Below are 21,514 nucleotides of genomic sequence, written 5' to 3'. Positions count from 1 at the left end.
ACAGGTAAGGAGATATTCCGAACAATGATTATGGGTTCGAATCCCCTCTCCCAAATTTGAGGAAAATACGATGATATAACCGGCAATTCCATAAAATAACCCAAAAATAGCCTCAGAATGCTGCTATGGGGATTCGAACCCCAGTCGTCGGCGTGAAAGGCCGACATGATTGGCCGGACTACACTATAGCAGCAAAGGTTGCCTGTAATAGTTATCCATCCCGGTAAAAATAAATTGTGGAATCAGCAGGTCAAACCTCCCTGGATTGGCCGGGGAAATGGGTGACGGCACCTCCCCGCACGGGCGGACGCATCCCGGGGACATCAACCCCGAAAGGGTGCTTCGGATCCGGTATATCCCCGTGACCGGCCGGTTGGGAACAGTCCTCTCCGATATGAGAACTCTCGATCCTCCGGCCTTTTCGAGGGTCCAAAATATACGCCCTGTATGGCCTCCGTTTCCCTTATTTAACTCCGGTAAGATGACTTCCAGGGGAAATGGGGTTCACCCGTATGGAAAGTACCTGTATAATCAAATATTTTTCGAAATAACGTTCATTGCAGCGAAATAAAAGGTCCCTTTTATTCGGTTGAGAATCCATGCACTTTTCCCGACGTACAATTCGTCGCCCCGGCCTCCGAAACGGCGGTCAGCGCCATCGACAGCGGTCGCATATCAGGCCGAATTGCCCCGGCCCGGTCCGGAGAACCCCTATTTCCCTACACCCCCTTCGGTTCTCGCTTCCGGACCAGCTGATAAAAAGAACGTCCTGGAGGGCGTCGGCCGGGTACATTGGACCGGGGACCAGGTCAAAGACTCCCTGACAGTGCAGTTCCTGTTTCGGTCGATCGTTTCCCTGAAAAAAGGAGTGGTGAGTCAGTATCCCGGGATACCGATGTAAGTGGATTTGATATTTTTCACTAATACGCCGGGGTGCCTTCCTTCGCGGTGACGGTGTGGAACCCTGCCATCAGCTGGCGGGTGATGGGGCCGGGTTTCCCGGTCCCGACGTGACGCCCGTCGACGTACACGATGGGGGCGACCTCGGCTGCCGTCCCGGTGACGAAGACCTCGTCCGCGGTGTAGAGGTCGAAGTACCCGAGGTCGGTCTCGACAACCGATATCCCCATGGACTTCGCGATCTCCAGGACGACCGCCCGGGTGATGCCCCGGAGGTTGTTCAGGGTCGGCGGGGTGTAGATGACCCCGTTCTTGACCACGAAGATGTTGTCGCCCGAACCCTCGGAGATGTGCCCCTGCATGTCGAACATGATGGCCTCGTCGCCGCCCTTGCAGTTCGCCTCGATCTTGGCGAGGATATTGTTGAGGTAGTTGAGGCTCTTTACGTTCGGCGGGAGGGAGCAGGCCGGGTTCCTCCGGACCGATACGGTCGTCGCCTTGAGTCCCTTCTCGTAGAGGTCGCCGTACATGGCGCCCCACTCGGTGGCGATGATGATGACAGAGGGCTTCGGGCACTTGGTGGGGCAGAGGCCCAGGTCGCCTACTCCGCGGGTGATGATGGGCCGGATGTAGGCGTCCTTGAGGTTGTTCTTCTTCACCGTATCGATGATCGCCTGCTCCATCTCCTTCTTGGAGAGGGGCGGGCAGAGGTCGATCGTCTTCGCCGAGTCGTAGAGCCGGTCCAGGTGCTCGTCGAGCCGGAAGATCCTTCCGTTGTACATACGGATCCCTTCGAACACCCCGTCCCCGTAGAGAAGGCCGTGGTCAAAAACCGAGATTTTGGCCTCTTCCCGGGGGTAGAAGCGGCCGTCGATGTAGATCTCCATGGTAGTAGTTCTTTCGTACTGTGTTATGTAGGTTATCTATTGGATCGAGAGGGCTGGGGAGTGCAGGGAGGTGAAGCGCCATTTTCCGCCGGAACGGAGGCTGGCGCGGAGAGCGGAGAGCATTCTCCCCGTCCGGCCTCCTCATGATCCCGGGCGGTGCCGATCGGACACTCCACATCCTATTTATGGGGAAGAATACAACAGGGGAATCACCGTAGAGGAAGGAGAACCTATGACTGACAATAAGATGGGCCCGGAAACGGGCGGGGTTCATGAACATGCGATGGGGAGGGCGATGTCGAACCGTGACTGGTGGCCCAACCAGTTAAACCTGAAGGTCCTTCACCAGAACTCTTCGTTGAGCAACCCGATGGGGAAGGACTTCGACTACGCCCGGGAGTTCGAAAGTCTCGACTTCGCGGCGGTGAAGAAGGACCTCCGCGAACTGATGACCACCTCGCAGGACTGGTGGCCGGCGGACTTCGGCCACTACGGACCGCTGCTCATCCGCATGGCCTGGCACAGCGCCGGCACCTACCGCATGGGCGACGGTCGCGGGGGCGCAGGACGCGGCACCCAGCGCTTTGCGCCGCTCAACAGCTGGCCTGACAACGCGAACCTCGACAAGGCGAGACGGCTGCTCTGGCCGATCAAGCAGAAATACGGCAGGAAGATCTCGTGGGGCGACCTCATGATCCTTTCCGGGAACGTCGCCCTGGAATCGATGGGGTTCAGGACGTTCGGCTTCGGCGGCGGGCGCGAGGACGTCTGGGAACCGCAGGATGACGTGTACTGGGGAAAAGAGCACACCTGGCTTGGTGACGAACGGTACACCGGGGACCGGGACCTCGAGAACCCGCTCGCCGCCGTGGAGATGGGGTTGATCTACGTCAACCCGGAAGGTCCGAACCGCAACCCGGACCCGGTCGCGGCAGCCGTAGATATCCGCGAGACGTTCGCCCGCATGGCAATGGACGACGAAGAGACCGTGGCGCTCATCGCCGGGGGGCACAGTTTCGGCAAGACTCATGGCGCCGGCCCCGCGTCGCACGTGGGACCCGAGCCCGAGGCGGCCCCGCTCGAAGCGCAGGGCCTCGGCTGGAAGAGCAGTTTCGGCACCGGGAAAGGCGGCGATGCGATCACCAGCGGCCTGGAGGTCACCTGGACGCCCACACCCACGCAGTGGAGCAACAACTTCTTCCGGACCCTTTTCGCCTACGAATGGGAGCTGACGGAGAGTCCGGCCGGGGCCCACCAGTGGAAGCCGAAGGGCGATGCGGGGGCCGGCACCGTGCCGGATGCACACGACCCCTCGAAGCGTCACGCACCCTCTATGCTCACCACTGACCTCTCCCTGCGGTTCGACCCGGTCTATGAAAAGATTTCACGGCGTTTCATGGAGCACCCGGACGAGTTCGCAGACGCGTTCGCACGGGCCTGGTTCAAGCTCACCCACCGCGACATGGGCCCGCGTTCCCGCTATCTCGGCCCGGAGGTCCCCGCCGAAGCGCTCATCTGGCAGGACCCCATCCCTGCGGTCGATCACGCGTTGATCGGGGAACATGACTGTGCCGTCCTGAAGGAGAAGATCCTTGCATCAGGGCTTTCCGTATCCCAGCTCGTATCCACCGCCTGGGCGTCGGCGTCCTCCTTCCGCGGCTCAGACCGGCGCGGAGGCGCGAACGGAGCGCGAATCCGCCTTGCCCCCCAGAAAGACTGGGAGGTCAACCAGCCGGCGGAGCTCGCGAAGGTGCTCAAGGTCCTCGAAGGGATCCGGCACGAGTTCAACCGCACCGCGTCCGGGGGGAAGAAGGTCTCGCTCGCGGACCTTATCGTCCTGGCCGGGTGTGCGGGGGTCGAACAGGCCGCGAAGAACGCCGGCCACCCGGTGACGGTCCCCTTCACGCCGGGCCGCATGGACGCCTCGCAGGAACAGACCGATGCGGCGTCGTTTAGCGTCCTCGAGCCGAAAGCGGATGGATTCCGGAACTACCTCCCCCGCCGCTACGCCGTCCCGGCCGAAGCGTTGCTGGTCGACAAAGCGCAACTGCTGACCCTGACCGCTCCCGAGATGACGGTCCTGGTCGGAGGGATGCGGGTGCTGGACACGAACTTCGGACACACCCGCCACGGGGTCTTCACCACGCGTCCGGGGACCCTCACCAACGACTTCTTCGTGAACCTGCTCGACATGTACACCGAGTGGAAGCCGGTCACGAACGACGCCGATGTGTTTGAGGGGCGCGATCGCAGGACGGGACAAGTAAAGTGGACCGGCACCCGCGTCGACCTCGTCTTCGGTTCGAACTCCCAGCTCCGGGCCCTCGCCGAGGTCTACGGAAGTGCGGACGCCAAGGCGAAGTTTGTGAAGGACTTCGTGGCGGCGTGGACCAAAATAATGAACCTCGACCGGTTCGACCTCCACAGATGACAGGGCGGTACGCCGCGAACCATGAGGAACCGGGTTGACGAGGCATGAGTTCTCACCCCCGCGTCACACCGGATCCATCACCCCTCCCACCGAAGAAATTCAGGACCATGCCGAGTGTGAGATGATGAAGGCAATAAGAGCCGATTTGATCTATCACCCGGTAGACACATCGAAGGCAAGATAGGTATGACGAGGCAGAATCTCTTTCAGGCCAGTCCGTACTACCGACGCCGGGCGTGAATACTTAACATTCTTCCGGATATGACTGCAGGGGGATACTCCTGGTCTGCAGGGTGCCGGCTCTCATAGGGTCTCCCTTTGTCCCTGGCACACCGCGGTGTACCGGGATACGCACCCCGGGCCCGATCGTGGTGCCGGCGGTGAAAAGCATCAAAAACTTACCCTAACTATACCTTAACCAATGATCCCCCTCGGGGACCTCCCTGAATCTGCCCGCGTGCACGGACTCTCTTCCGAGTCCGTCAATGCCATGAGGGAGCGGTACGGGAAGAACGAGCTTACCCCGCCCCGGCGTACCCCGTTGTGGCGCCAATTCCTTTCGAAGTTCAACGATCCGATCATCCATATCCTCCTTGTTGCCGTTTTCATTTCGGCAATGGTCTCGGTTATCGAAGGAGGAAGCCTGATCGACACTATCGGGATTCTCCTTGCCGTGCTCCTCGCGACCGGCATCTCGTTTGTTACCGAATACCGGAGCAACAGGGAGTTCGAAGCCCTGAATGCCATGCGGGAGGACACCGGCATCAAGGTGGTCCGGGACGGCCGGGCTGCCACCGTACCCATGAGGGACCTGGTGGTGGGGGATCTCGTCATTCTGGAAGCAGGGGATGTCGTTCCGGCCGACGGGTATCTTCTCACCGCGTCGGGATTTGAGGTGGATGAATCCGCGTTCACCGGAGAAAGCGAGCCCATGGTCAGGAAGGTCGAGGATGTTGCCCTGAAAGGAACCCTGGTCACTGCCGGCCGCGGGCGCATGATAGTCGGTGCAACGGGAAATGCTACCCGTATGGGACTGATTGCCGCGGAACTTGCCGAAGGTTCCCGCCCGGAGACCCCGTTGCAGCTGAAACTCCGGCGGCTTGCAAAACTCGTCAGCAAATTCGGCTATATAATGGCAGGCCTGATCATCGCGACCCTGCTGATCGACGGGATATTTACCGGGGTATACCTGGAAAGCCCGGTCGCCATTGCCCAGTATGTCCTTGAAAGTTTCATGTTCGCCGTGATCATCATCGTTGTCTCGGTTCCGGAAGGCCTGCCGGTCAGTGTCACGGTCTCCCTGGCGCTCACCATGCGGAAGATGACCCGGGCATCCAGTCTCGTGCGTCGCCTGATCGCCTGCGAAACAGTGGGGTCGGTGACGGTGATCTGCACCGACAAGACCGGCACCCTGACAATGAACCAGATGGACGTGGTCGCTTCATCGGTCGAGTATCCGGAATTAGAGGCGGGGATCCCCATGTCGCCCAACAGCTGGGTCACCCTCAATGCAGCGGTGAACAGCACCGCGGAACTCGAATCGCGCGAGGACAGGCTCGTGACGGTAGGAAATTCGACCGAGGCGGCGCTTCTCCGCTGGCTTCACCGTGCAGGGCTCTCGTATCAGGAGCTTCGTTCGCTCCACCATCCCGTCACCCAGGAACTCTTTGATTCGAACAGGAAACAGATGTCGACGGTCGTCAGGCTCGAAGGCATGTCATTTCTCCTGGTCAAGGGAGCACCCGAGATCGTCGCAACGCGGTGTACGCCATCACCGGACCTCTCGCACATCCGTACGCTCGCCGGCCGTGCCATGCGCACACTTGCGTTCGCCCACGCCGAACTCCTCCCCGATGGATCCGAACCTCCTTCATTGAACTGGGACGGATACGTGGGAATCCGCGATGAGGTGAGACCTGATGTCCCCGATGCCGTCCGGACCTGCCATGATGCAGGCATCACAGTGAAGATGGTTACGGGAGACAGCCCTGAGACGGCCACGGCTATCGCACGCGAGACCGGTATCCTTTCCTCGGGAACTGTCCTTCTCGGCAGCGAGTTCCGTGCATTGCCAGAGGACGAACGCGGCGTAGCGGCCCGGCGGCTCGAGGTCATGGCCCGGTCGGAACCCTCTGATAAACTGCTCCTGGTCAAGACCCTGCAGGGTGAAGGAGAGGTGGTTGCCGTTACCGGCGACGGTACGAACGATGCCCCGGCCCTCCGCCACGCCGACGTCGGCCTTGCCATGGGAATTGCAGGGACCGAGGTCGCCAGGGAAGCGAGCGACATCATCCTCCTCGACGATTCCTTCCCGACCATCAAGAATGCCGTCTGGTGGGGGAGGGCACTCTATGAGAACATCCAGAGGTTCCTCATCTTCCAGCTGACGATCAACATATCGGCCGCAGTGTTATCGTTTCTTGCACCCGTCCTCGGATACCCACCCCCGTTCACCATCATCCAGCTCCTCTGGATCAATATCGTGATGGACTCGCTGGCAGCCCTCGCCCTCTGTTCCGAGGCACCCCATCCTGCACTGATGAACAGGCGGCCGGTGCCGCGGGACGACCCGGTGATCACCCCGTATATGATCAGAGCGATCCTGATCACGGCAGCAGTCTATATCGTGGTTGGTATGCTGGCCGTGGTGTTCGGCCTCCCATTTATGGAATCTCCGGAACGGCAGGCCACGGCATTCTTTGCGGCGTTCGTCGTGGCTCAGGTCTGGAACGGGATCAACTGCCGCGGGATCAACGGTATCATGCCCCCGTTTTTCAAGGGAAATCCGGCATTTTTCGGGATCATGGCGGGGATCGTGGCGATCCAGATCCTGATCGTCCAGTACGGCGGGGCCCTGTTCTCAACGGTTCCGCTCACTGCAGCCCAGTGGGTGTTCATTATCCTGAGCACTGCTCCTGTTCTCCTCATCTGGCCGCTGGTAACCTGGAGTGAAAAGTACGTGCGGACCGCAGGAAAACCCGCTTCCCAGGCCCGATGATGTGAATAACCGGTTTCCTGCAGGATTCCCGGGTCCCGGACAAGTCGGCCTCCTGCGTGGGCTGGGGGCCTCCGCCCCGGATCTCAAAGCATACTCCTTTATTCCCTGATACGCGAAGCACCTGATGTCTTACTATGTCTCTACGGCATACCCTGCTCATTTTCTTCATCGCAGCCTTCCTGGTCCTCGCCGCCGGCTGCACCCAGCCTGCCCCGGAGCACCCGGCACCGGAAACGCCTGCAATAACCATGACCGTCCCGTTCCCGCCGATCCCGGTCGAGAGCACGGACGGCATCAACCTCGCGTACGAACTCGAGTTCTCCGGGACGGAGAACATGACGTTCATGCCCCGGAAGGTCGAGGTCATCGACCCGGCCACGGGAGAGGTCCTCTACACTGCGGACGGCACGCTGCTCTCCGCAACGCTCCATCCGGCGGCTGTCCCGCCGCCGACGGCGGCCGAGATGCAGAACGGGACGGCGAAACTGTCCCTGCCGCGGATCAACCTCTGGTTCAAAGTGGCCCCCGGCGCCGTGCCGGACCGGCTCACGCACCGGGTCACCCTGAACCGCACCGCGGACGGCCTGTCCCCGCTCACCGTCACGGGCGGTGATGTCGCGGTGCGTAAGGACCTGTCGCCCGTCGTCGTCGGCGCTCCCGTGAGAGGGGATGGGTGGGGCATCATCGAGACGACCTCCCCGCTCGTGCACCACGCCGGCTCCCAGATCACGATCAACGGGGTCACCCGCGTCCCGCAGCGGTACGCACAGGACTTCATCTACCTGGACCCGGCGACAGGGCAGGTAGCCTCCGGCGACGAAACGGTCGCCCGGAACTATTACGGGTTCGGAAAGGAACTCTATGCAGTGGACAACGGGACTGTCGTCTATGTCAGCAACGGTGTCCCGGACATCGAGATCACGACCGAGAAACCCCCTGCGACGATCGCTACCGCGCTCGGGAACGGCGTGGTCATCGACCTCGGCGACGAGAAGTACGCCTGCTACGGTCACATGGTGAACGGGTCGGTCCGGGTGAAGGTGGGCGATACCGTTACGGAGGGGCAGGTGATCGGGCTCATGGGCAACACCGGCAACTCCGACGTCCCGCACCTGCACTTCCAGGTCATCACCGGCAGCCCGGTGGTCCTCGGAGCCGAGGGCTACCCGATCGTGTACCGCTCGTTCAATATCACCGGAACGATCTTCGAGGACAACGAGACCGCCACGATCTTTGATCAGCCGATCCCTCAGGAATACCGGCTCATGGAAAACGACGTGATCGTCAGTTTCCCCTGATTATTTTTTTCCTAAGCCAGTTCCTGCGGGATCTGCGGATTTCATCCCGCAATCCCTCATCTGCCGGGAACTCCAACAAAGAAAAACGGGTCCCTGATCCAATACGATCTCCCGAAATTGTGGCGGAAAAAATGAAAATGTATCAGATATTAAATTCCAGGCTGATAGGAGGCCCTGTCTGAACGAAAGACAGGTTTCTCCTTACCGCAGGGGCGAAAAGATCGCCCACAACGCTGATCTTTGAGAGGGAGATTATCAGGTCCGGCCGGATCTCAAAAACATATCCATTTATTCCCTGATACGCGAAGGATCTGATGTTATTTCCATGTCTCCCCCGCATTCCTTTCTTCTCATCGTCATCGCAGTCGCCCTGGTCCTTGCCGCCGGCTGCACACAGCCCGCGGTCCCGCCGACGACCGCAGAAATGCCCGCAGTGACCATCACCGTCCCGTTTCCGCCGGTACCGGTCGCCAGTAACGACGGAGTCAACATTGCCTACGAATTGGTGCTGAAACCGGCGACCGGCACCACGCCCGTGCCGGAGAAGGTCGAGGTCATCGACCCGGCCACGGGAAATGTGATCTATACTCTTGAAGGCGAACTTCTTGCAGACCTGTACCACCCGGCATCTGTCCCGCCCCCCACGCAGGCCGAGATCATGGAAGGAACCGGGAAACTCTCCGTCCCCCGCGTATCGATCTGGTTCAGGGTCGCCCCCGACGCCGTACCGGACCGTCTCACCCATCGTCTCACCCTGAACCGGACCGCTGACGGCCAGTCTCCGGAAACCGTCACCGGCGGAGACATAGTCGTGAGGAAGGACCTTTCGCCGGTGGTCATCGGCTCCCCGATGCGTGGTCCGGGGTGGCTGGCCATGGAAACGACCTCGCCGGAGACCCACCATTTCAAGGGCCAGATCACGATGAACGGCACTACCCGCGTCCCCCAGCGTTATGCGCAGGACTGGGTGTATCTGGACCCGGAGACCGGCAAAGTCGCTCCCGGCAACGTGAGCCTCGCCCTTGAATATTTCGGGTTCGGGAAGGAGATCTACGCGGTTGCGAACGGGACCGTGGTGGATGCAGTCGACGGTCTTCCCGATTCCCCCGCCATCTACTCCCCGCTGGGGGTCACGATCCCCACCATTGCGGGTAACTACGTCATCATCGATCTCGGGAACGACAAGTACGCCTGTTACGCCCATATGGTCAACGGGTCGGTCCTTGTAAAGAAAGGCGACATCGTCAGGGAGGGACAGGTCATCGGGCTCCTCGGCAATTCCGGGAACTCCGACATCCCGCACCTTCACTTCCAGGTCGTCACGGGCACCCCGTCGTTCCTCGGTGCCGAAGGGTATCCCCATGTGTACCGATCGTTCGACGCGACCGGGGGGATTAATATGACGCGTGGCGAAGAACGGATGTCCGAACCGGGGTATTCCGTACTGCAGTTATGGTCGGAGTTTGACAGTTTCGTCACGTATCTTGAACACCCCGTCCTTCAGGAGAACCGGCTGCCGGACAACAACATGATCGTCAGGTTCCCATAATCCCCTTTTTTGTGGCGGCACTTCCGCGGGCCCGGCCCCGACTCAGTCGAAGGAGGACGAAAAGGGGGGTGAAATCATAACGAACAGTGAAAAAGCCATTTGTTTCACGTCGAACAAAGGCGTTTCCTTTCATTTACGTTTCGCCGCGTTCCCCGGATCTTCCCTGTGAACACGATTGCCAGAGAAACCTCCCCCGGGGATCAGCGGTCCGGAATCTCCCCGTGGAGTGTCGGTCAGGCAGGCTGTATTCCCCTTCTAGGTGCCCTGTGCCCCTGCCTTCTCCCTCATCTCCCGGGCGAATGCTCCCGCATTCTTCAGGTCGTTTTCATCCGGCCGGCCTTTGTTCAGACCCCCGAAATATTTCAGGAAACTGTTCGTGTTCCAGCCTGCGCACCCGAACCCGCCGACCATCCGGTACCCTTTCACCTCCAGCTTCCGGCGCATTTCGGCATGGTTTTTCTCGATGAATTCCCGGTTCGCGACAAAGCCGGGGGCTCCGTAGGTCGAGAAGAGGAACGCCCGCTTCCCTGCTGACTGCGGGAGGCTGTCGGCAAGGGCGAGGATCGGCCGGCCGAACGTCGCACTGTAAACGCCCGAGCCGAACCCGACCAGGTCGTATTCCGCGAGTTCTCCGGGCGTGACCTGCTGCGGGGTCTTCACCGGTGCGCCGAGGACCCCGGCGATGGCCCGGGCGATCTTCTCCGTGTTATGGTGGTGGTACGAGAAGACGATGATGATCGATTTGAGGGTTTTTTGATCGTTCCCCGAATCTTCCATAAGAATCCTTCCTTCACCTATTCTGTTTACCCCTGATTACTACTTTCCCGTTCATTTCCTTAAGGAGAACGAAGGTTCCGACCGTTCCGGAAGAATTAATGATTCCGCCCCGCTATTCTCTTTCAACCATGCGATTCCGGCCGATCTTACTCTCCCTCATCATCGTTTCGGCACTCCTTCTTGCGGGGTGCACGATACCGGGTACGGAAGGACCCTCCCTGCCCACGGATATGCTCACCTCTCCCGGGACCCCGGTTCCCTCCCCCGGGACCGTCCCGGTCACCCAGGCCGGACCGGTCATAGACCCGCACGACTGGAGCGTCCCCATCCTGACGACCCCGGACCGGTATATCCCCCTCATGTCGTCCACCGTCGGGATCCGGCTCGACGCCGGATATAACGCAACAATCCCCGTGTTCTACAGCTGGGGGACGGACTACGGACATTTCGTCTCGTGGAATGCCACCGACGGGAAGGTCACGACCCACGACGGGTACGTCGAGACCCCCGATCCCTCAATTTACTGGACCTATTCCCCGGAGGATATGGGGAAGGAGAAACCACCGGTCACCATCCTTCTCACCGTATGGGAACCGACACGATACCACGGAGGAGGGAATGCTCTCGCATACGGGGAAGTCCACCTCACGTGGGAAAATAACGACACCGCGGTCGTGAAGAGACCGTAGCGTTCCCGTCCACCAGTGAAAGAAGAGCCGAGGGTAAGGGAGGAATCCCTTTCCTGAGTATTCTGGAAATAGAACCATGGATATGGGAGGTATCCTTTTTTAGCATCCTGGAAAAAGAACCGGGGAAAAATGGATCAACCCTTTTTGTCATCCTGGAAAAGAACCAGGGAAAAATGGATCAATCTCTTTCTCGTCATCCTGGAAAAGAACCAGGGAAAAATGGATCAATCTCTTTCTCGTCATCCTGGAAAAGAACCAGGGAAAAATGGAGAAAACCTTTCATGAGCATCCTGGAAATAGAACCGTGGATAAGGAAGGAATCCCTTTCATGAGCATCCTGGAAAAAGAACCGGGGGAATTACCTTCTTCCTCTTTCCGCCCGGCAGCCGTCCAGGAACTGCGCAAACATCTCCCGGCTGCTCACCGGGTGGAGGTGGGTGTAGCTCCCGACGGTGTTATCCCGCCAGGCCCCGTCCATCGACCCCTTGATCCCGATCCCCCGGGAGAGCCGGTAGGCGAACCGGGTGTCGGCGGGGAGCTGCACGTCCGAGTAGTGGAACTCGTGCCCCCGGAACCGGGCCGCTCCAAGCGGGCTTTCCTTCACGCTCTCGCCCTCCACGTAGCTGACCACCCGGCGGGCGGGCATCACCGTGTCGCCGGGGAAGACCCCGCACATCCCGCAGGACTGCTCCTCCTCGGAGCCCTGCCACCCCTCGCGGAGGATGACCGAGTCGGTGAGGTACATCAGCCCCCCGCACTCGGCGTAGACCGGGGTGCCGTTCCGGGACATTTCCCGGATCGCGTCCCTCATGGCGGAGTTCGCCTCCAGTTCGGGGAGGAAGAGCTCGGGGTACCCTCCCCCGATGATCACCCCGTCGACTTCCGGGAGCCGGTCGTGGATCGGGCTGAAGGGGACCGCCTTCGCCCCGTACGTGGCGAGGATGTCGAAGAGGTCCCCGTAGTAGAAGTTGAACGCCTCGTCGAGCGCCACCCCGATGGAGAGGTCCATCGAAGCGGCCGGGGCGAACAGGGGCGCCGGGGGGAGCGTCGCCGGGCAGTCCCGGGCCAGGGTGAGGAGCCGGTCGAGGTCCAGGTGTTCGCCGATCACCCCGGTCACGGTGGAGATCCGCTGGTCGAACTCCCGGTCGGTCTTCCCCTCGAGGTAGGGGACCAGCCCAAGGTGGCGCATGGCGAGCTCCATCTCCTGCTTCCGGGGGATGGCGCCGATGACCGGGATTCCGCAGTAGTGCTCCACCGCGGCGACGGCCTTGTCCCGGTGCTTCGGCCCGGTCACGTTGTTGAGGATCACCCCCGCGATCCTGATCTGCGGGTCCATCGCCTGGAAGCCCTTCACGATGGCGGCGGCGCTCCGGGTGATGCTCCGGGCGTTGATCACCAGGACCACGGGGAGGTCGAGCGCCTTGGCCACGTCGGCCGAGCTCCCCGGGTCCCCCAGCGCCTCGGCCCCCTCGAAGAGCCCCCGCACGCCCTCGACCAGGGCGAGGTCCGCACCGGTGCAGCCGTGGAAAAAGATTTGGCGGAGTTCGTCCGGGGACATCACGAAGGTGTCCAGGTTCCGGCACGGCCTCCCGGTCACCCCGGTGAGGTAGGAAGGGTCGATGTAGTCCATCCCCACCTTGAAGGTCTGGACGGTGAACCGCGAGGAGAGCAGGGCGGCGATGGCGAGGCTGATGCTCGTCTTCCCACTCCCGGACCGGTCCCCGGCGACCATCAGGGCTTTCATGCGAGGACCCCCGGATATCGGGCGGCGAGCGATTCCGGCCGTGAGCGAGGTGTTCGCAAGGGTAAATCCGCTCCGCGGGCTGCTATCATGCGAGGCTCCGGAGCACTGCGCCGAACTCGCTCTCCACGACCTGCTGCACTCCGAGCGTCTTCGGGTGGAGGTCGACCTCCACCATCACGTGCCGGTGGCCGAGATCCCGGAGCGGCTCCACCTGCCGGGGGCCGTTCGTGATCGAGAAGCACTCGATCCCTTCAGTATACTCCCCCGGTATCGCGTGGGGCACGCCGACGATCAGGGCGAAATCGGGCGCGATCTCCCTGAGCACTTCACCCAGCCGGTCGCCGTTCGCCCCGTACTCGTCGAGTGCCCCCTCCAGCCGGACCGGGACTCCCCGGGCCTCCATCTCCTCCCGGATCCTCGCCGCATCAGCCCGGACCTTGGGGAGCCCCCGGTTCTCGAGGTTCGCCACGTAGGTGACGTCCGCACCGGGAGCCATGTCGTGGAGGGCGATCAGGGCGTCGGCGAACATGTACGCGGTCTCCTTCTTCGCGTTCAGAATGGCGACGCCCTTCTTCCCTGCCCTCGCCAGGTCGAGGAGCCTCCGGGCGGCGACGTGTTTCAGGTCTCCCCGGGACGGCTCGATGTACGGCTTGCAGGCCGCACCGCGGAGCCGCTCAACCTCGTTCGCCTTTGCAAGGAGGAACTTCTGCCGGTCGAGCTCGTCTTCGCTGATCCACCCCTCCTCCGCCGCCGGTTCGAGCGTGGCGATCACCCCGTCGATGTTCTCCGGGTATCCCGCGTGGATATCGACCGCAATGGTCGGGGTGGCGATCCCCGCGCCGTCGATGGCCGACTGGAGGTCCTCCCCGATGATCATGGAGACGCAGGTCCCGACCACCGCCATCCTCCGGGGGGAGAAGTTATCCTCGGCGTAGCGGAGCACGTCCTCCAGGGTCTGCTGCCCGCCGAATATGAACTCGTTGTCCGCGAGCGAGGTGGTGAGCACCCGGAGCCCGTCCTCTTCGAGGAGCCGGGCGTGCTTGAACGAACAGCCCGACGGCCCGTGGAGGATGGCCACGTCGACCCCCAGGTCCCGGGCGGTGTAGAGTGCGGCAACGATCGAGCTCGGCCGCGGTTGCATGTACTTCATCTCGTCATCTCCATGTCTTGACCGAGAGCACCACCGCCGCACCCGGGACAAGGGTGCGGGCGAGTGCCTCCGCCGCTTCCAGTGTCTCTGCGTACCGGACCGGGACCGCGGGGGTCTCCCGGAGGTACCCGGAACACCCCTGCCCGGCCAGGTCGGAATAGTCGTTCCCGACCAGGACCAGTGCCGAGGGCCGGACGGCGTCGACCGCCCGCCCCACTTCCACCGGGGGGAACCCCTCGCAGACCGCGTGCTCCGCCTGCCCGATCACCAGCACCAGGGGGTCGTCCCCGGTGAGGGACCGGGCGTACTCCGCGGCGTCGATGGCCGTCCGGGCGCAGGCCCCGCTGTTCGCGTTGTCCACCACGAGCGACCCGCCGGCCTTCCTGACCGAGAGCCGCCCCGCGAGCGGTGCGAACCCCGCGAGCGGCGCCGGGTCGATATCGAAGATCATCGCGGCCGCCGCCGCAAGCATGAGCGGCTCCCGGTATGCCCCGGTGCGGAGAAGCGGGTTCTCGAACGTGCCCCTGATATCCCCGTACCGGTAACGGCACGTATCACCGCCGCAGGTCGCCAGCTCGTCTGCCATGTGGGCGCCCGGGAGCGGGGGTATACCCGGTGCGAGGACAAGTTCCCGCATCTGCATTGCGGACCGAAGTTTCTCTTCGATGGCGTGCTTCCAGCCCCCGGCGAACACGTAATCCTCCGGGGAGGTGAGGATACCGAGGTCTCCCGCCCCGGTGAACCCGAGCGATACCTCCCCGATCATCCAGCGTCTTTCCCGGGACGCCTCCATCGCGGGCCCGATTAAGGAGGCCGGCGTGATGCTCGTCTTCCCTGTACGGATCCCTTCCGGGAAGCGCACCGTCCCTCCCGTGGAGTGGAGTATACCCTCTCCGTGCATCAGGGACGCGAGGGCGAACGCCGTGGTGGTCTTGCCCCGGGCGCCGGTGATCTCGACGAAAGGGGAGACCGGGTGGTCCCCGAGGATCCAGCGCACCGCCTGGTGGTGGGTGATACACGGGACCTTAAGTTCCCGTAAAAGAGGGTGGGACGGGTCCAGGTGCACTGGGGCGACCAGAAGGTCCCAGCCCCCCCGCGACGCGACCGCGGAGTTCTCCGCAGGGTCGCCCCGGTACACGTCGAGCGTCTCCACCCGGTGCCCCCGGTCTTCGAGGGACCGGGCGATCACCAGACCGCCGTGGATACTGTCGAGGACCAGGACCCTCATACCGGCGTCAGAGCGACGAGAGCGCCTTCTTGGCGTTCTTTACCATGAGTTCGGCAAGAAGGGGGTCGCTTCCGATGGGGTCCGCGTAGACCAGCGGGATGGTGCTGCCGTTCTTTATGAACGAACCGTGGGTGGTCCCCTCGGGCAGGCCGAGGATCTCGGGGATATCCTTCAGGATATGCACGCCCTTGGCCAGGAAAAGAGGTACCACCACGAGGGCGTCGATGTCCTCGCCCTTGAACTCGCCGAGGCTCTCCCCGATGCTCGGGGAGTTCATGTTCATGAACCCGCATTTCACCATAAAACTGGGATTTGCATCGGCGATGATCCGGGCGGTCGATTCCACAAGCTCCTTGTTATAGGGGAGTTTGCTTCCGTGACCGACTAGTAACAAGCCCTTCTTACTCATATTGTACAATGTATTACCGGAACTGATAAAAATTCTACTAAATTTTTCCGCCGGGGTGGAAATCACCGGAAATTTCTCATATTTCACCAAAACCCGGGCGCTCTCCGCGATGCAGGATCCGATCCGGTCCCGGTCCCGGACCGGCGGATACCCCGGGGACCCCCGGACCGGATCGTGCCGCTTTCTGCGCGCGGTTAACGAATACTATTGTACCTGCTAATTTTCGGCCAGACCTGAATTCTGGGGCCGAATCCGGGTTCGCAGCCACCCCGGACCGTCGGGTGCGAGGGGGTCTATCGGGTCAAAAGTATCCATTTGTTTATATGCCCATACGTCGAATGTTATAAGCAATTTCTCTAGGATTCGGAGGGTGTGTTTTTTAAATGGACTCAATGCGACACTTCCAGCGGTTCGGCCTGGTGCTCAATGACCGGGTGGTAAGGACTCCGGTGGCCATCGCATCCATGGCAGGTGTCGTGAACGCCGACTATGTGCTCGCACGGGCGGACCACGTGGGGGTCGCCTTTATCGGCGGGTATTCCATCGACGCACCGACCATGGAGGCGAGCCGGGAGATGGCCCGTGCGGGGAGGGCCGAGTTTTCCTACGAGGACCCCGTGGAAGAGCTCGCCTCGCAGATGGAGAAGATGAAGGAGAGCGACGTGGTCCTCGGGTTGAACCTCCGGGGGAGCACCCCTGCGGCCTACGCTGCCGTCGCAGAAGCCCTCGGGGACTCGGTCATCTACGAGATCGACGCCCACTGCCGGCAGCAACCCATGATAGACGCCGGGTGCGGAGAGGCCCTCCTCCACAACCAGCAGAGGCTCGCGGAGATCATCGCCGCACTCAAGGCACAGGACGTGACGGTCTCGGTGAAGATCAGGACCGGCGTTGCGGGCGACGACCGCCAGCTCGCGAAGAAGATCTGGACCGCGGGAGCGGACATCCTCCACGCCGACCTCATGGACTTCGGGTACCAGAAGGTCCGCCAGCTGCGAAACGCGTGCCCCCTGGTCCTGATCGCGAACAACTCCGTCAACACCTTCGAGAAGATGAAGGACATGTTCTCCCACGGGGCGGACCTGGTCTCTCTCGCCCGCCACTCGGACGAGCGTACCCTCGCCGGGCTCGACGCGGCGATCACTCGTTATGCCGACGAGCACGGGTGGTACAACTCCCCGAAGCAGCTCTGCCGGGGAGGGGACATCCGCTCCCTCGCCTTCTGCTGCATGCCGGTGAAGAGCTGCCCCCTGATCCCCACCCTCGACAAGATCGGGATGACCCGGGACGAGTACATGGCCTTCAAGCAGCACGCGGTGGTGGAGACTCCCCTGAGCGAAGGCAAACACACCTGCTTCGGGAGCCTCGCCTGGTGCTGCAAAGACTCCTCGCCCTGCATGTTCCGGGAGATGACCATCCGGCAGGTGGGGATCGACAACCGGGAGTACATGCGGCAGAAACATATCCTCGCCGATAAGATACTCCAGCACCTGTTTTATGAAAAAGCACGGAATGACACCTGTTGAACGGGCCCAGATGGCCATGATGCTCGAGGTCTGCGCATTCCCGAAACCCGGGAACGTGGACCGGTGCCACGATTACGACGACACCCGGCTCGAGCATTTCCTCGCCTCCACTATCCTCGCCCGCCCCGCCCTGGAGATGGCGGCGGAGAAGGCCGCCGGCCCGGGGGAGATCATCCATCGTGCAGTCGCCCTCACCAACACCCACAGGGGTGGAAACACTCACTTCGGGGCATTCCTCCTCCTCGTCCCCCTGATAATGGGCGACGGGATAGAGGGGGCGAGGCGGCTGGTGGCGACGACCACGGTCGAGGACGCGGTGGAGTTCTACCGGGCGTTCCAGGAGACGAGCGTCCGTGTCAACCCCGGGGACGAGCTCGACATCAACGACCCGGGGGCGATCGACGAGCTCAAAAAGAGGGAACTCACGCTCTACGACGTCATGCTCCACTCCGCCCCCCGGGACATGGTCGCCCGGGAATGGGTGAACGGGTTCCACCTCACGAGGAAAGCGGCGGACCTCCTCAAGCAGTTCGGATGCGGGCAGGAGGCGGTGGTCGAGACTTTCCTCTTCCTCCTCGCCACCGAGCCCGACACGTTCATCGTCAAGAAACACGGGGAAGCCGTGGCGGTCCGGACCATGGAGCACGCCCTCGAGGTGAGGTCCGGGCTCCGGGACATTTACGACCTCGACGAGGAGCTGATCGGGAAAGGGATCAACCCGGGCTCCATCGCAGACATTATCATCGCTTCTATCTATATCGCACTGGGAGAAGGATGGGAGTGGGACTGCTAAAAGAAGGGATTAACGAGGTTATCGCGACCACCCGGGACAATGCCGCACCCATGGGGATCATCTTCCGGAACGGGAGGTACGGCATGGTGGTCTACCGGGAGAGCCATACCGCGGCCCGCATCGAGGCGCACGGATGGGTCATGGCGAACCTGGTCTTCGACCCGCTGCTCTACGTCCGGACCGCATTCGACGACCTCGAACCCGGCGACCTGGTTCCTGAGCAGGTCCAGGGCCTCACGATGCAGCGTCTTGCGGGGGCGGAGGCCTGGGCAGGCTTCAAGGCCGAGGTCGAACGCTCGACCCCGGAGACGATCGTGGTCAGACTCACCCCCCTCAAGGAAGAGGTCCGCTCCTGGCATATGCACCCGGTGAACAGGGGGTTCAACGGCGTCATCGAGGCGACCGTGCATGCCACCCGGTACATTCGGAATAAGGACCCGGCGCTCGCGGACCTGATCCGGCACCATGCCCGGCTGGTGCACCGCTGCGGCTCACCGCGGGACGTCGAGGCGCTCAACCTGCTCTATTCGTATATCGGGTTCTGACAGGCCGGCGGGGCTGGTGTAAGGTATAGGAAAGTACCCGATTCCCACCCCGCTCCGCGGTGTCGGCGCGATGCCTCGTCGGGTCGCGCCTGGGCCGGTTCGGTTGACGGTTGGGTACCATAGCCAAGTGGTTTCTGGTCAAAATTGAAATTTAATTGAAACTTGAACACCGCAGGTTAGTCACTGATCCGCCGCCGGGGTGCCCTTCGGGGGCGGCGGCGTTTATCGCGTCTCTTATTAGCTTATTTGTATATTTTTTCAGAGGCCCGGCTATCGATGTTCATCTCATCAAATAACGATAGTTCGGATATTCAAGGAAAGGTCCGGGAACCGGACGTCCGCTCGGGGGAAAGTCAGGAGTACTAGAAAGAACCAATTTCATCCGAAATCAAAGAAAAAAAATTCAGCAGACCCGGGGCACCGGGTCCCCGATCGGCGGCTCGATGAACCGTTCACCGCCGATACCGGTCTCCATGATCACGTGGGAGCCTGCTTTTACCGTCCCGATGATGGCTGCGTCCTTCCCGTACTTATGGGACCGGATCGCCGCGAGGATGGCATCCGCGTCCTTTTCGGGGACCCCCATCACGACCTTGCCCTCGTTCGCCACCTGGAGCGGGTCGATCCCGAGCATCCCCGAGGCGCTCCTGACGCTCCGGCGGATGGGGACCGCCTCTTCCTCGATCCGGATCTGGACCCCGCTCTTCCTCGCCATCTCGTTGATGGCTGCCGCGAAGCCTCCCCGGGTGGGGTCCTTCATGGCGTGGATCGTCCCGGCGGCCATCGCCTTTTCTACGAGGCTCCACATCGGGGCAACGTCCGAGCGGATCTGCTCCCCGAGATCGAGGCTCGCACGCTCCGCCATGATGGCGATCCCGTGGTCGCCCAGGGTGCCGGAGACGATGATCCGGTCGCCGGGCTCGAGGCAGCAGTCGCGGATGACCGTGTCCGCCACCCCGATCCCCGCGGTGTTGATCATGATCCCGTCGAGCGCCCCCTTCTCGAGGACCTTGGTGTCGCCGGTGACCATCGACGCCCCCGCTTCGCCCAGAGCCTCGTCCATGGAACTCACGATCCGCTCAAGGTCCGAGACCTCGAACCCCTCCTCGATCACCATCCCGCAGGAGAGGGCGATCGGCCTCCCGCCCATCATGGCGAGGTCATTGATCGTCCCGGAGACCGCGATCCTCCCGATGTCCCCGCCGGGGAAGAATATCGGACGGACCACGTGGGAGTCCGTGGTAAACACCAGGTTCTTTCCGGCGAACGGGATCACCGCCCCGTCGTCGAGGGACTCGAGCCCGATCCCTCCCGCGTTATTGTGGGTGAACCGGGTGAGCACCTTGAGGAGCTCGCCCATCACCTCGCCGCCCGCACCGTGCATCAGGTTTACTTGCATTCCTCATCCACCTCGATCTCGATATTGGTCACCACGATCTCCCGGCCGCGGACCAGCTCGGGGAGCGCCCCGCACCGGGGACAGACGAACTTCTCGTCCCCCTCGTACCCGCACGTGCAGCGGGAGAGGGGTGGCACCACGACGGTGTCGAGTTTCGCCCCCCGGACCAGCGGGTCCTCCTCCGCGAGCGTGTCGAAGAGGAAGATCACCTGCTCGGGGTTCACCATGGACATCTCCCCGATCTCCACCCTTACCCTCGTGACCTGCGTCGCCCGGTTCTCCAGCGCCGCACGCCGGGTAGTCGCGAAAATATCGTATGCGATTCCGAATTCGTGCATCGTGTGACATCCTCTTTCGTGGTGCCCGGCGGCCCGGACCCGGGGAAACCCACGTCTCCTGCGGACAACCGGGAATTAGCAGTACATTTATGCCATCTTTCCCGCATAAAATGTTCCAATCGGGCCCTCCGGTTACCTTGTAGCAGTACTTCATATAGGACCCGTGGCAACCTTAAGGAGATACATGCTCCCCGGATTCCTCGATTTCCTGCTCAATATAGACCAGAACCTGGGGCCGCTCATCAGCCACTACGGGATCTACGCCTACCTGATACTGTTCGTCATCATCGTGCTGGAGACCGGGCTGGTCGTGACCCCGTTCCTCCCCGGGGACTCCCTCCTCTTCGTCGCGGGAGCGGCCGCCGCCTCCGGGCTCCTGGATATCTACGCGATCATCCTGGTCTTCATCGCCGCGGCGATCATCGGGGACACCATGAACTACTGGATCGGGCACTACTTCGGTACGAAAGTGTTCCTCCAGAAGTTCCCCGGCCTGATCAAGAAAGAGTATATCGACAGGACCTACGGGTATTTCGAAAAGTACGGGGGCAAGACCATCTTCATCGCCCGGTTCATCCCCATCGTCCGGACGTTCGCCCCGTTCCTCGCCGGGGTGGGGAGGATGACCTACCGGCGGTTCATCATCTTCAACGTGCTCGGGGCGATCGCCTGGTCGATCGGCATCACGGTGCTCGGGTACGTCTTAGGCACCAGCGCACTCGTCCAGGCGCACATCAACATCCTGATCTACCTGGTGATCGCGGTCACCCTGATCACAATAGGGATCATCGTGTGGGGGCTGGTCAAGGGGTTCCTGCACTCGCGGGCCCAAAAGACCCCCGAACAGGAATAA

At 61.9% G+C, this 21,514-nt stretch carries 17 protein-coding genes and 1 tRNA gene; 9 read left to right on the top strand and 9 right to left on the bottom strand.

The features are described 5' to 3' along the window. Window positions 1-118: 118 nt before the first annotated feature. Window positions 119-193: transfer RNA gene (locus J2741_RS01155), tRNA-Glu, on the bottom strand. Window positions 194-920: 727 nt separating this feature from the next. Next, window positions 921-1,787 carry a branched-chain-amino-acid transaminase gene (ilvE, locus tag J2741_RS01150; protein WP_209673225.1) on the bottom strand — a complete coding sequence of 289 codons (867 nt, stop codon included), beginning with the start codon at window positions 1,785-1,787 and terminating at the stop codon, window positions 921-923. A 232-nt stretch (window positions 1,788-2,019) separates the two neighbouring features. Here ilvE and katG point away from each other — a divergent pair, with 232 nt between their 5' ends. The 4 genes from katG to J2741_RS01130 all read left to right on the top strand — a co-directional run bounded on the left by katG (window position 2,020) and on the right by J2741_RS01130 (window position 10,063). Further along, complete coding sequence (katG, locus tag J2741_RS01145; RefSeq protein WP_209673224.1) at window positions 2,020-4,218, top strand: catalase/peroxidase HPI; 2,199 nt, start codon at window positions 2,020-2,022, stop codon at window positions 4,216-4,218. 421 nt (window positions 4,219-4,639) lie between these two features. Next, window positions 4,640-7,216, top strand: a complete 2,577-nt coding sequence (locus J2741_RS01140) for a calcium-translocating P-type ATPase, PMCA-type (protein WP_209673223.1) — start codon at window positions 4,640-4,642, stop codon at window positions 7,214-7,216. A 134-nt stretch (window positions 7,217-7,350) separates the two neighbouring features. Beyond that, window positions 7,351-8,514, top strand: a complete 1,164-nt coding sequence (locus J2741_RS01135) for a M23 family metallopeptidase (protein ID WP_209673222.1) — start codon at window positions 7,351-7,353, stop codon at window positions 8,512-8,514. A gap of 325 nt (window positions 8,515-8,839) precedes the next feature. Further along, window positions 8,840-10,063 (top strand): M23 family metallopeptidase, encoded by a 1,224-nt coding sequence (locus J2741_RS01130; RefSeq protein WP_209673221.1) that lies wholly within the window; start codon window positions 8,840-8,842, stop codon window positions 10,061-10,063. A gap of 255 nt (window positions 10,064-10,318) precedes the next feature. On the opposite strand, the gene J2741_RS01125 is transcribed toward J2741_RS01130, so the two are convergent. Beyond that, entirely contained in the window at window positions 10,319-10,840 is a 522-nt protein-coding gene (locus tag J2741_RS01125) for a flavodoxin family protein (protein WP_209673220.1), read from the bottom strand. Window positions 10,841-10,968: 128 nt separating this feature from the next. Here J2741_RS01125 and J2741_RS01120 point away from each other — a divergent pair, with 128 nt between their 5' ends. Continuing rightward, entirely contained in the window at window positions 10,969-11,529 is a 561-nt protein-coding gene (locus J2741_RS01120) for a hypothetical protein (protein ID WP_209673219.1), read from the top strand. A 358-nt stretch (window positions 11,530-11,887) separates the two neighbouring features. On the opposite strand, the gene cfbB is transcribed toward J2741_RS01120, so the two are convergent. The 4 genes from cfbB to cfbA form a co-directional block, all read right to left on the bottom strand. After that, complete coding sequence (gene cfbB, locus J2741_RS01115; RefSeq protein WP_209673218.1) at window positions 11,888-13,273, bottom strand: Ni-sirohydrochlorin a,c-diamide synthase; 1,386 nt, start codon at window positions 13,271-13,273, stop codon at window positions 11,888-11,890. An 85-nt stretch (window positions 13,274-13,358) separates the two neighbouring features. Next, window positions 13,359-14,423 carry a Ni-sirohydrochlorin a,c-diamide reductive cyclase catalytic subunit gene (gene cfbD, locus J2741_RS01110; protein ID WP_209673217.1) on the bottom strand — a complete coding sequence of 355 codons (1,065 nt, stop codon included), beginning with the start codon at window positions 14,421-14,423 and terminating at the stop codon, window positions 13,359-13,361. Window positions 14,424-14,427: 4 nt separating this feature from the next. Continuing rightward, the gene (gene cfbE / locus J2741_RS01105; RefSeq protein ID WP_209673216.1) at window positions 14,428-15,651 is read right to left on the bottom strand and encodes a coenzyme F430 synthase; all 1,224 of its coding nucleotides are present in this window, start codon (window positions 15,649-15,651) and stop codon (window positions 14,428-14,430) included. Between the two features lie 7 nt (window positions 15,652-15,658). Next, window positions 15,659-16,060, bottom strand: coding sequence for a sirohydrochlorin nickelochelatase (gene cfbA / locus J2741_RS01100; RefSeq protein ID WP_209673215.1), 402 nt, complete (start codon window positions 16,058-16,060; stop codon window positions 15,659-15,661). A 392-nt stretch (window positions 16,061-16,452) separates the two neighbouring features. On the opposite strand from cfbA, the gene J2741_RS01095 reads away from it, so the two are divergent. From J2741_RS01095 to J2741_RS01085, 3 genes are read left to right on the top strand one after another with little or no spacing between them, the layout of a single operon-like run. Beyond that, a complete protein-coding gene (locus J2741_RS01095) occupies window positions 16,453-17,586 on the top strand; it encodes a methanogenesis marker 9 domain-containing protein (protein WP_209675391.1) in 1,134 nt (377 codons plus the stop codon). Beyond that, on the top strand, window positions 17,573-18,379 hold the full coding sequence (locus tag J2741_RS01090; RefSeq protein WP_245249332.1) for a triphosphoribosyl-dephospho-CoA synthase: 807 nt from the start codon (window positions 17,573-17,575) through the stop codon (window positions 18,377-18,379). Before J2741_RS01095 ends, J2741_RS01090 begins: the two co-directional genes overlap by 14 nt. Continuing rightward, the gene (locus J2741_RS01085; protein ID WP_245249331.1) at window positions 18,361-18,924 is read left to right on the top strand and encodes a DUF447 domain-containing protein; all 564 of its coding nucleotides are present in this window, start codon (window positions 18,361-18,363) and stop codon (window positions 18,922-18,924) included. The genes J2741_RS01090 and J2741_RS01085 overlap by 19 nt, the downstream gene beginning before the upstream one ends. 403 nt (window positions 18,925-19,327) lie before the next feature. On the opposite strand, the gene hypE is transcribed toward J2741_RS01085, so the two are convergent. Together hypE and J2741_RS01075 are read right to left on the bottom strand one after the other, a co-directional pair. Further along, entirely contained in the window at window positions 19,328-20,323 is a 996-nt protein-coding gene (hypE, locus tag J2741_RS01080) for a hydrogenase expression/formation protein HypE (RefSeq protein WP_209673213.1), read from the bottom strand. Further along, entirely contained in the window at window positions 20,314-20,661 is a 348-nt protein-coding gene (locus J2741_RS01075; RefSeq protein ID WP_209673212.1) for a hydrogenase maturation nickel metallochaperone HypA/HybF, read from the bottom strand. Before J2741_RS01075 ends, hypE begins: the two co-directional genes overlap by 10 nt. Before the next feature lie 184 nt (window positions 20,662-20,845). Here J2741_RS01075 and J2741_RS01070 point away from each other — a divergent pair, with 184 nt between their 5' ends. Then, window positions 20,846-21,514: a VTT domain-containing protein gene (locus J2741_RS01070; protein ID WP_209673211.1), complete on the top strand. Its 669-nt coding sequence runs from the start codon at window positions 20,846-20,848 to the stop codon at window positions 21,512-21,514.

The sequence above is a fragment of the Methanolinea mesophila genome (assembly GCF_017873855.1).
Classification (GTDB): Archaea; Halobacteriota; Methanomicrobia; order Methanomicrobiales; family Methanospirillaceae; genus Methanolinea_B; species Methanolinea_B mesophila.
This window is presented reverse-complemented; position numbering and strand designations above follow the sequence as displayed.

Bases quoted from the DNA above. Each gene is read 5' to 3' on its own strand.
- J2741_RS01125 (WP_209673220.1), bottom strand. From the start codon at position 10,840: ATGGAAGATTCGGGGAACGATCAAAAAACCCTCAAATCGATCATCATC.
- cfbA (WP_209673215.1), bottom strand. From the start codon at position 16,060: ATGAGTAAGAAGGGCTTGTTACTAGTCGGTCACGGAAGCAAACTCCCC.
- ilvE (WP_209673225.1), bottom strand. From the start codon at position 1,787: ATGGAGATCTACATCGACGGCCGCTTCTACCCCCGGGAAGAGGCCAAA.
- cfbD (WP_209673217.1), bottom strand. From the start codon at position 14,423: ATGAAGTACATGCAACCGCGGCCGAGCTCGATCGTTGCCGCACTCTAC.
- cfbB (WP_209673218.1), bottom strand. From the start codon at position 13,273: ATGAAAGCCCTGATGGTCGCCGGGGACCGGTCCGGGAGTGGGAAGACG.
- J2741_RS01070 (WP_209673211.1), top strand. From the start codon at position 20,846: ATGCTCCCCGGATTCCTCGATTTCCTGCTCAATATAGACCAGAACCTG.
- hypE (WP_209673213.1), bottom strand. From the start codon at position 20,323: ATGCAAGTAAACCTGATGCACGGTGCGGGCGGCGAGGTGATGGGCGAG.
- cfbE (WP_209673216.1), bottom strand. From the start codon at position 15,651: ATGAGGGTCCTGGTCCTCGACAGTATCCACGGCGGTCTGGTGATCGCC.
- J2741_RS01120 (WP_209673219.1), top strand. From the start codon at position 10,969: ATGCGATTCCGGCCGATCTTACTCTCCCTCATCATCGTTTCGGCACTC.
- J2741_RS01095 (WP_209675391.1), top strand. From the start codon at position 16,453: ATGCGACACTTCCAGCGGTTCGGCCTGGTGCTCAATGACCGGGTGGTA.
- J2741_RS01085 (WP_245249331.1), top strand. From the start codon at position 18,361: ATGGGAGTGGGACTGCTAAAAGAAGGGATTAACGAGGTTATCGCGACC.
- J2741_RS01140 (WP_209673223.1), top strand. From the start codon at position 4,640: ATGATCCCCCTCGGGGACCTCCCTGAATCTGCCCGCGTGCACGGACTC.
- J2741_RS01075 (WP_209673212.1), bottom strand. From the start codon at position 20,661: ATGCACGAATTCGGAATCGCATACGATATTTTCGCGACTACCCGGCGT.
- J2741_RS01130 (WP_209673221.1), top strand. From the start codon at position 8,840: ATGTCTCCCCCGCATTCCTTTCTTCTCATCGTCATCGCAGTCGCCCTG.
- J2741_RS01135 (WP_209673222.1), top strand. From the start codon at position 7,351: ATGTCTCTACGGCATACCCTGCTCATTTTCTTCATCGCAGCCTTCCTG.
- J2741_RS01090 (WP_245249332.1), top strand. From the start codon at position 17,573: ATGACACCTGTTGAACGGGCCCAGATGGCCATGATGCTCGAGGTCTGC.
- katG (WP_209673224.1), top strand. From the start codon at position 2,020: ATGACTGACAATAAGATGGGCCCGGAAACGGGCGGGGTTCATGAACAT.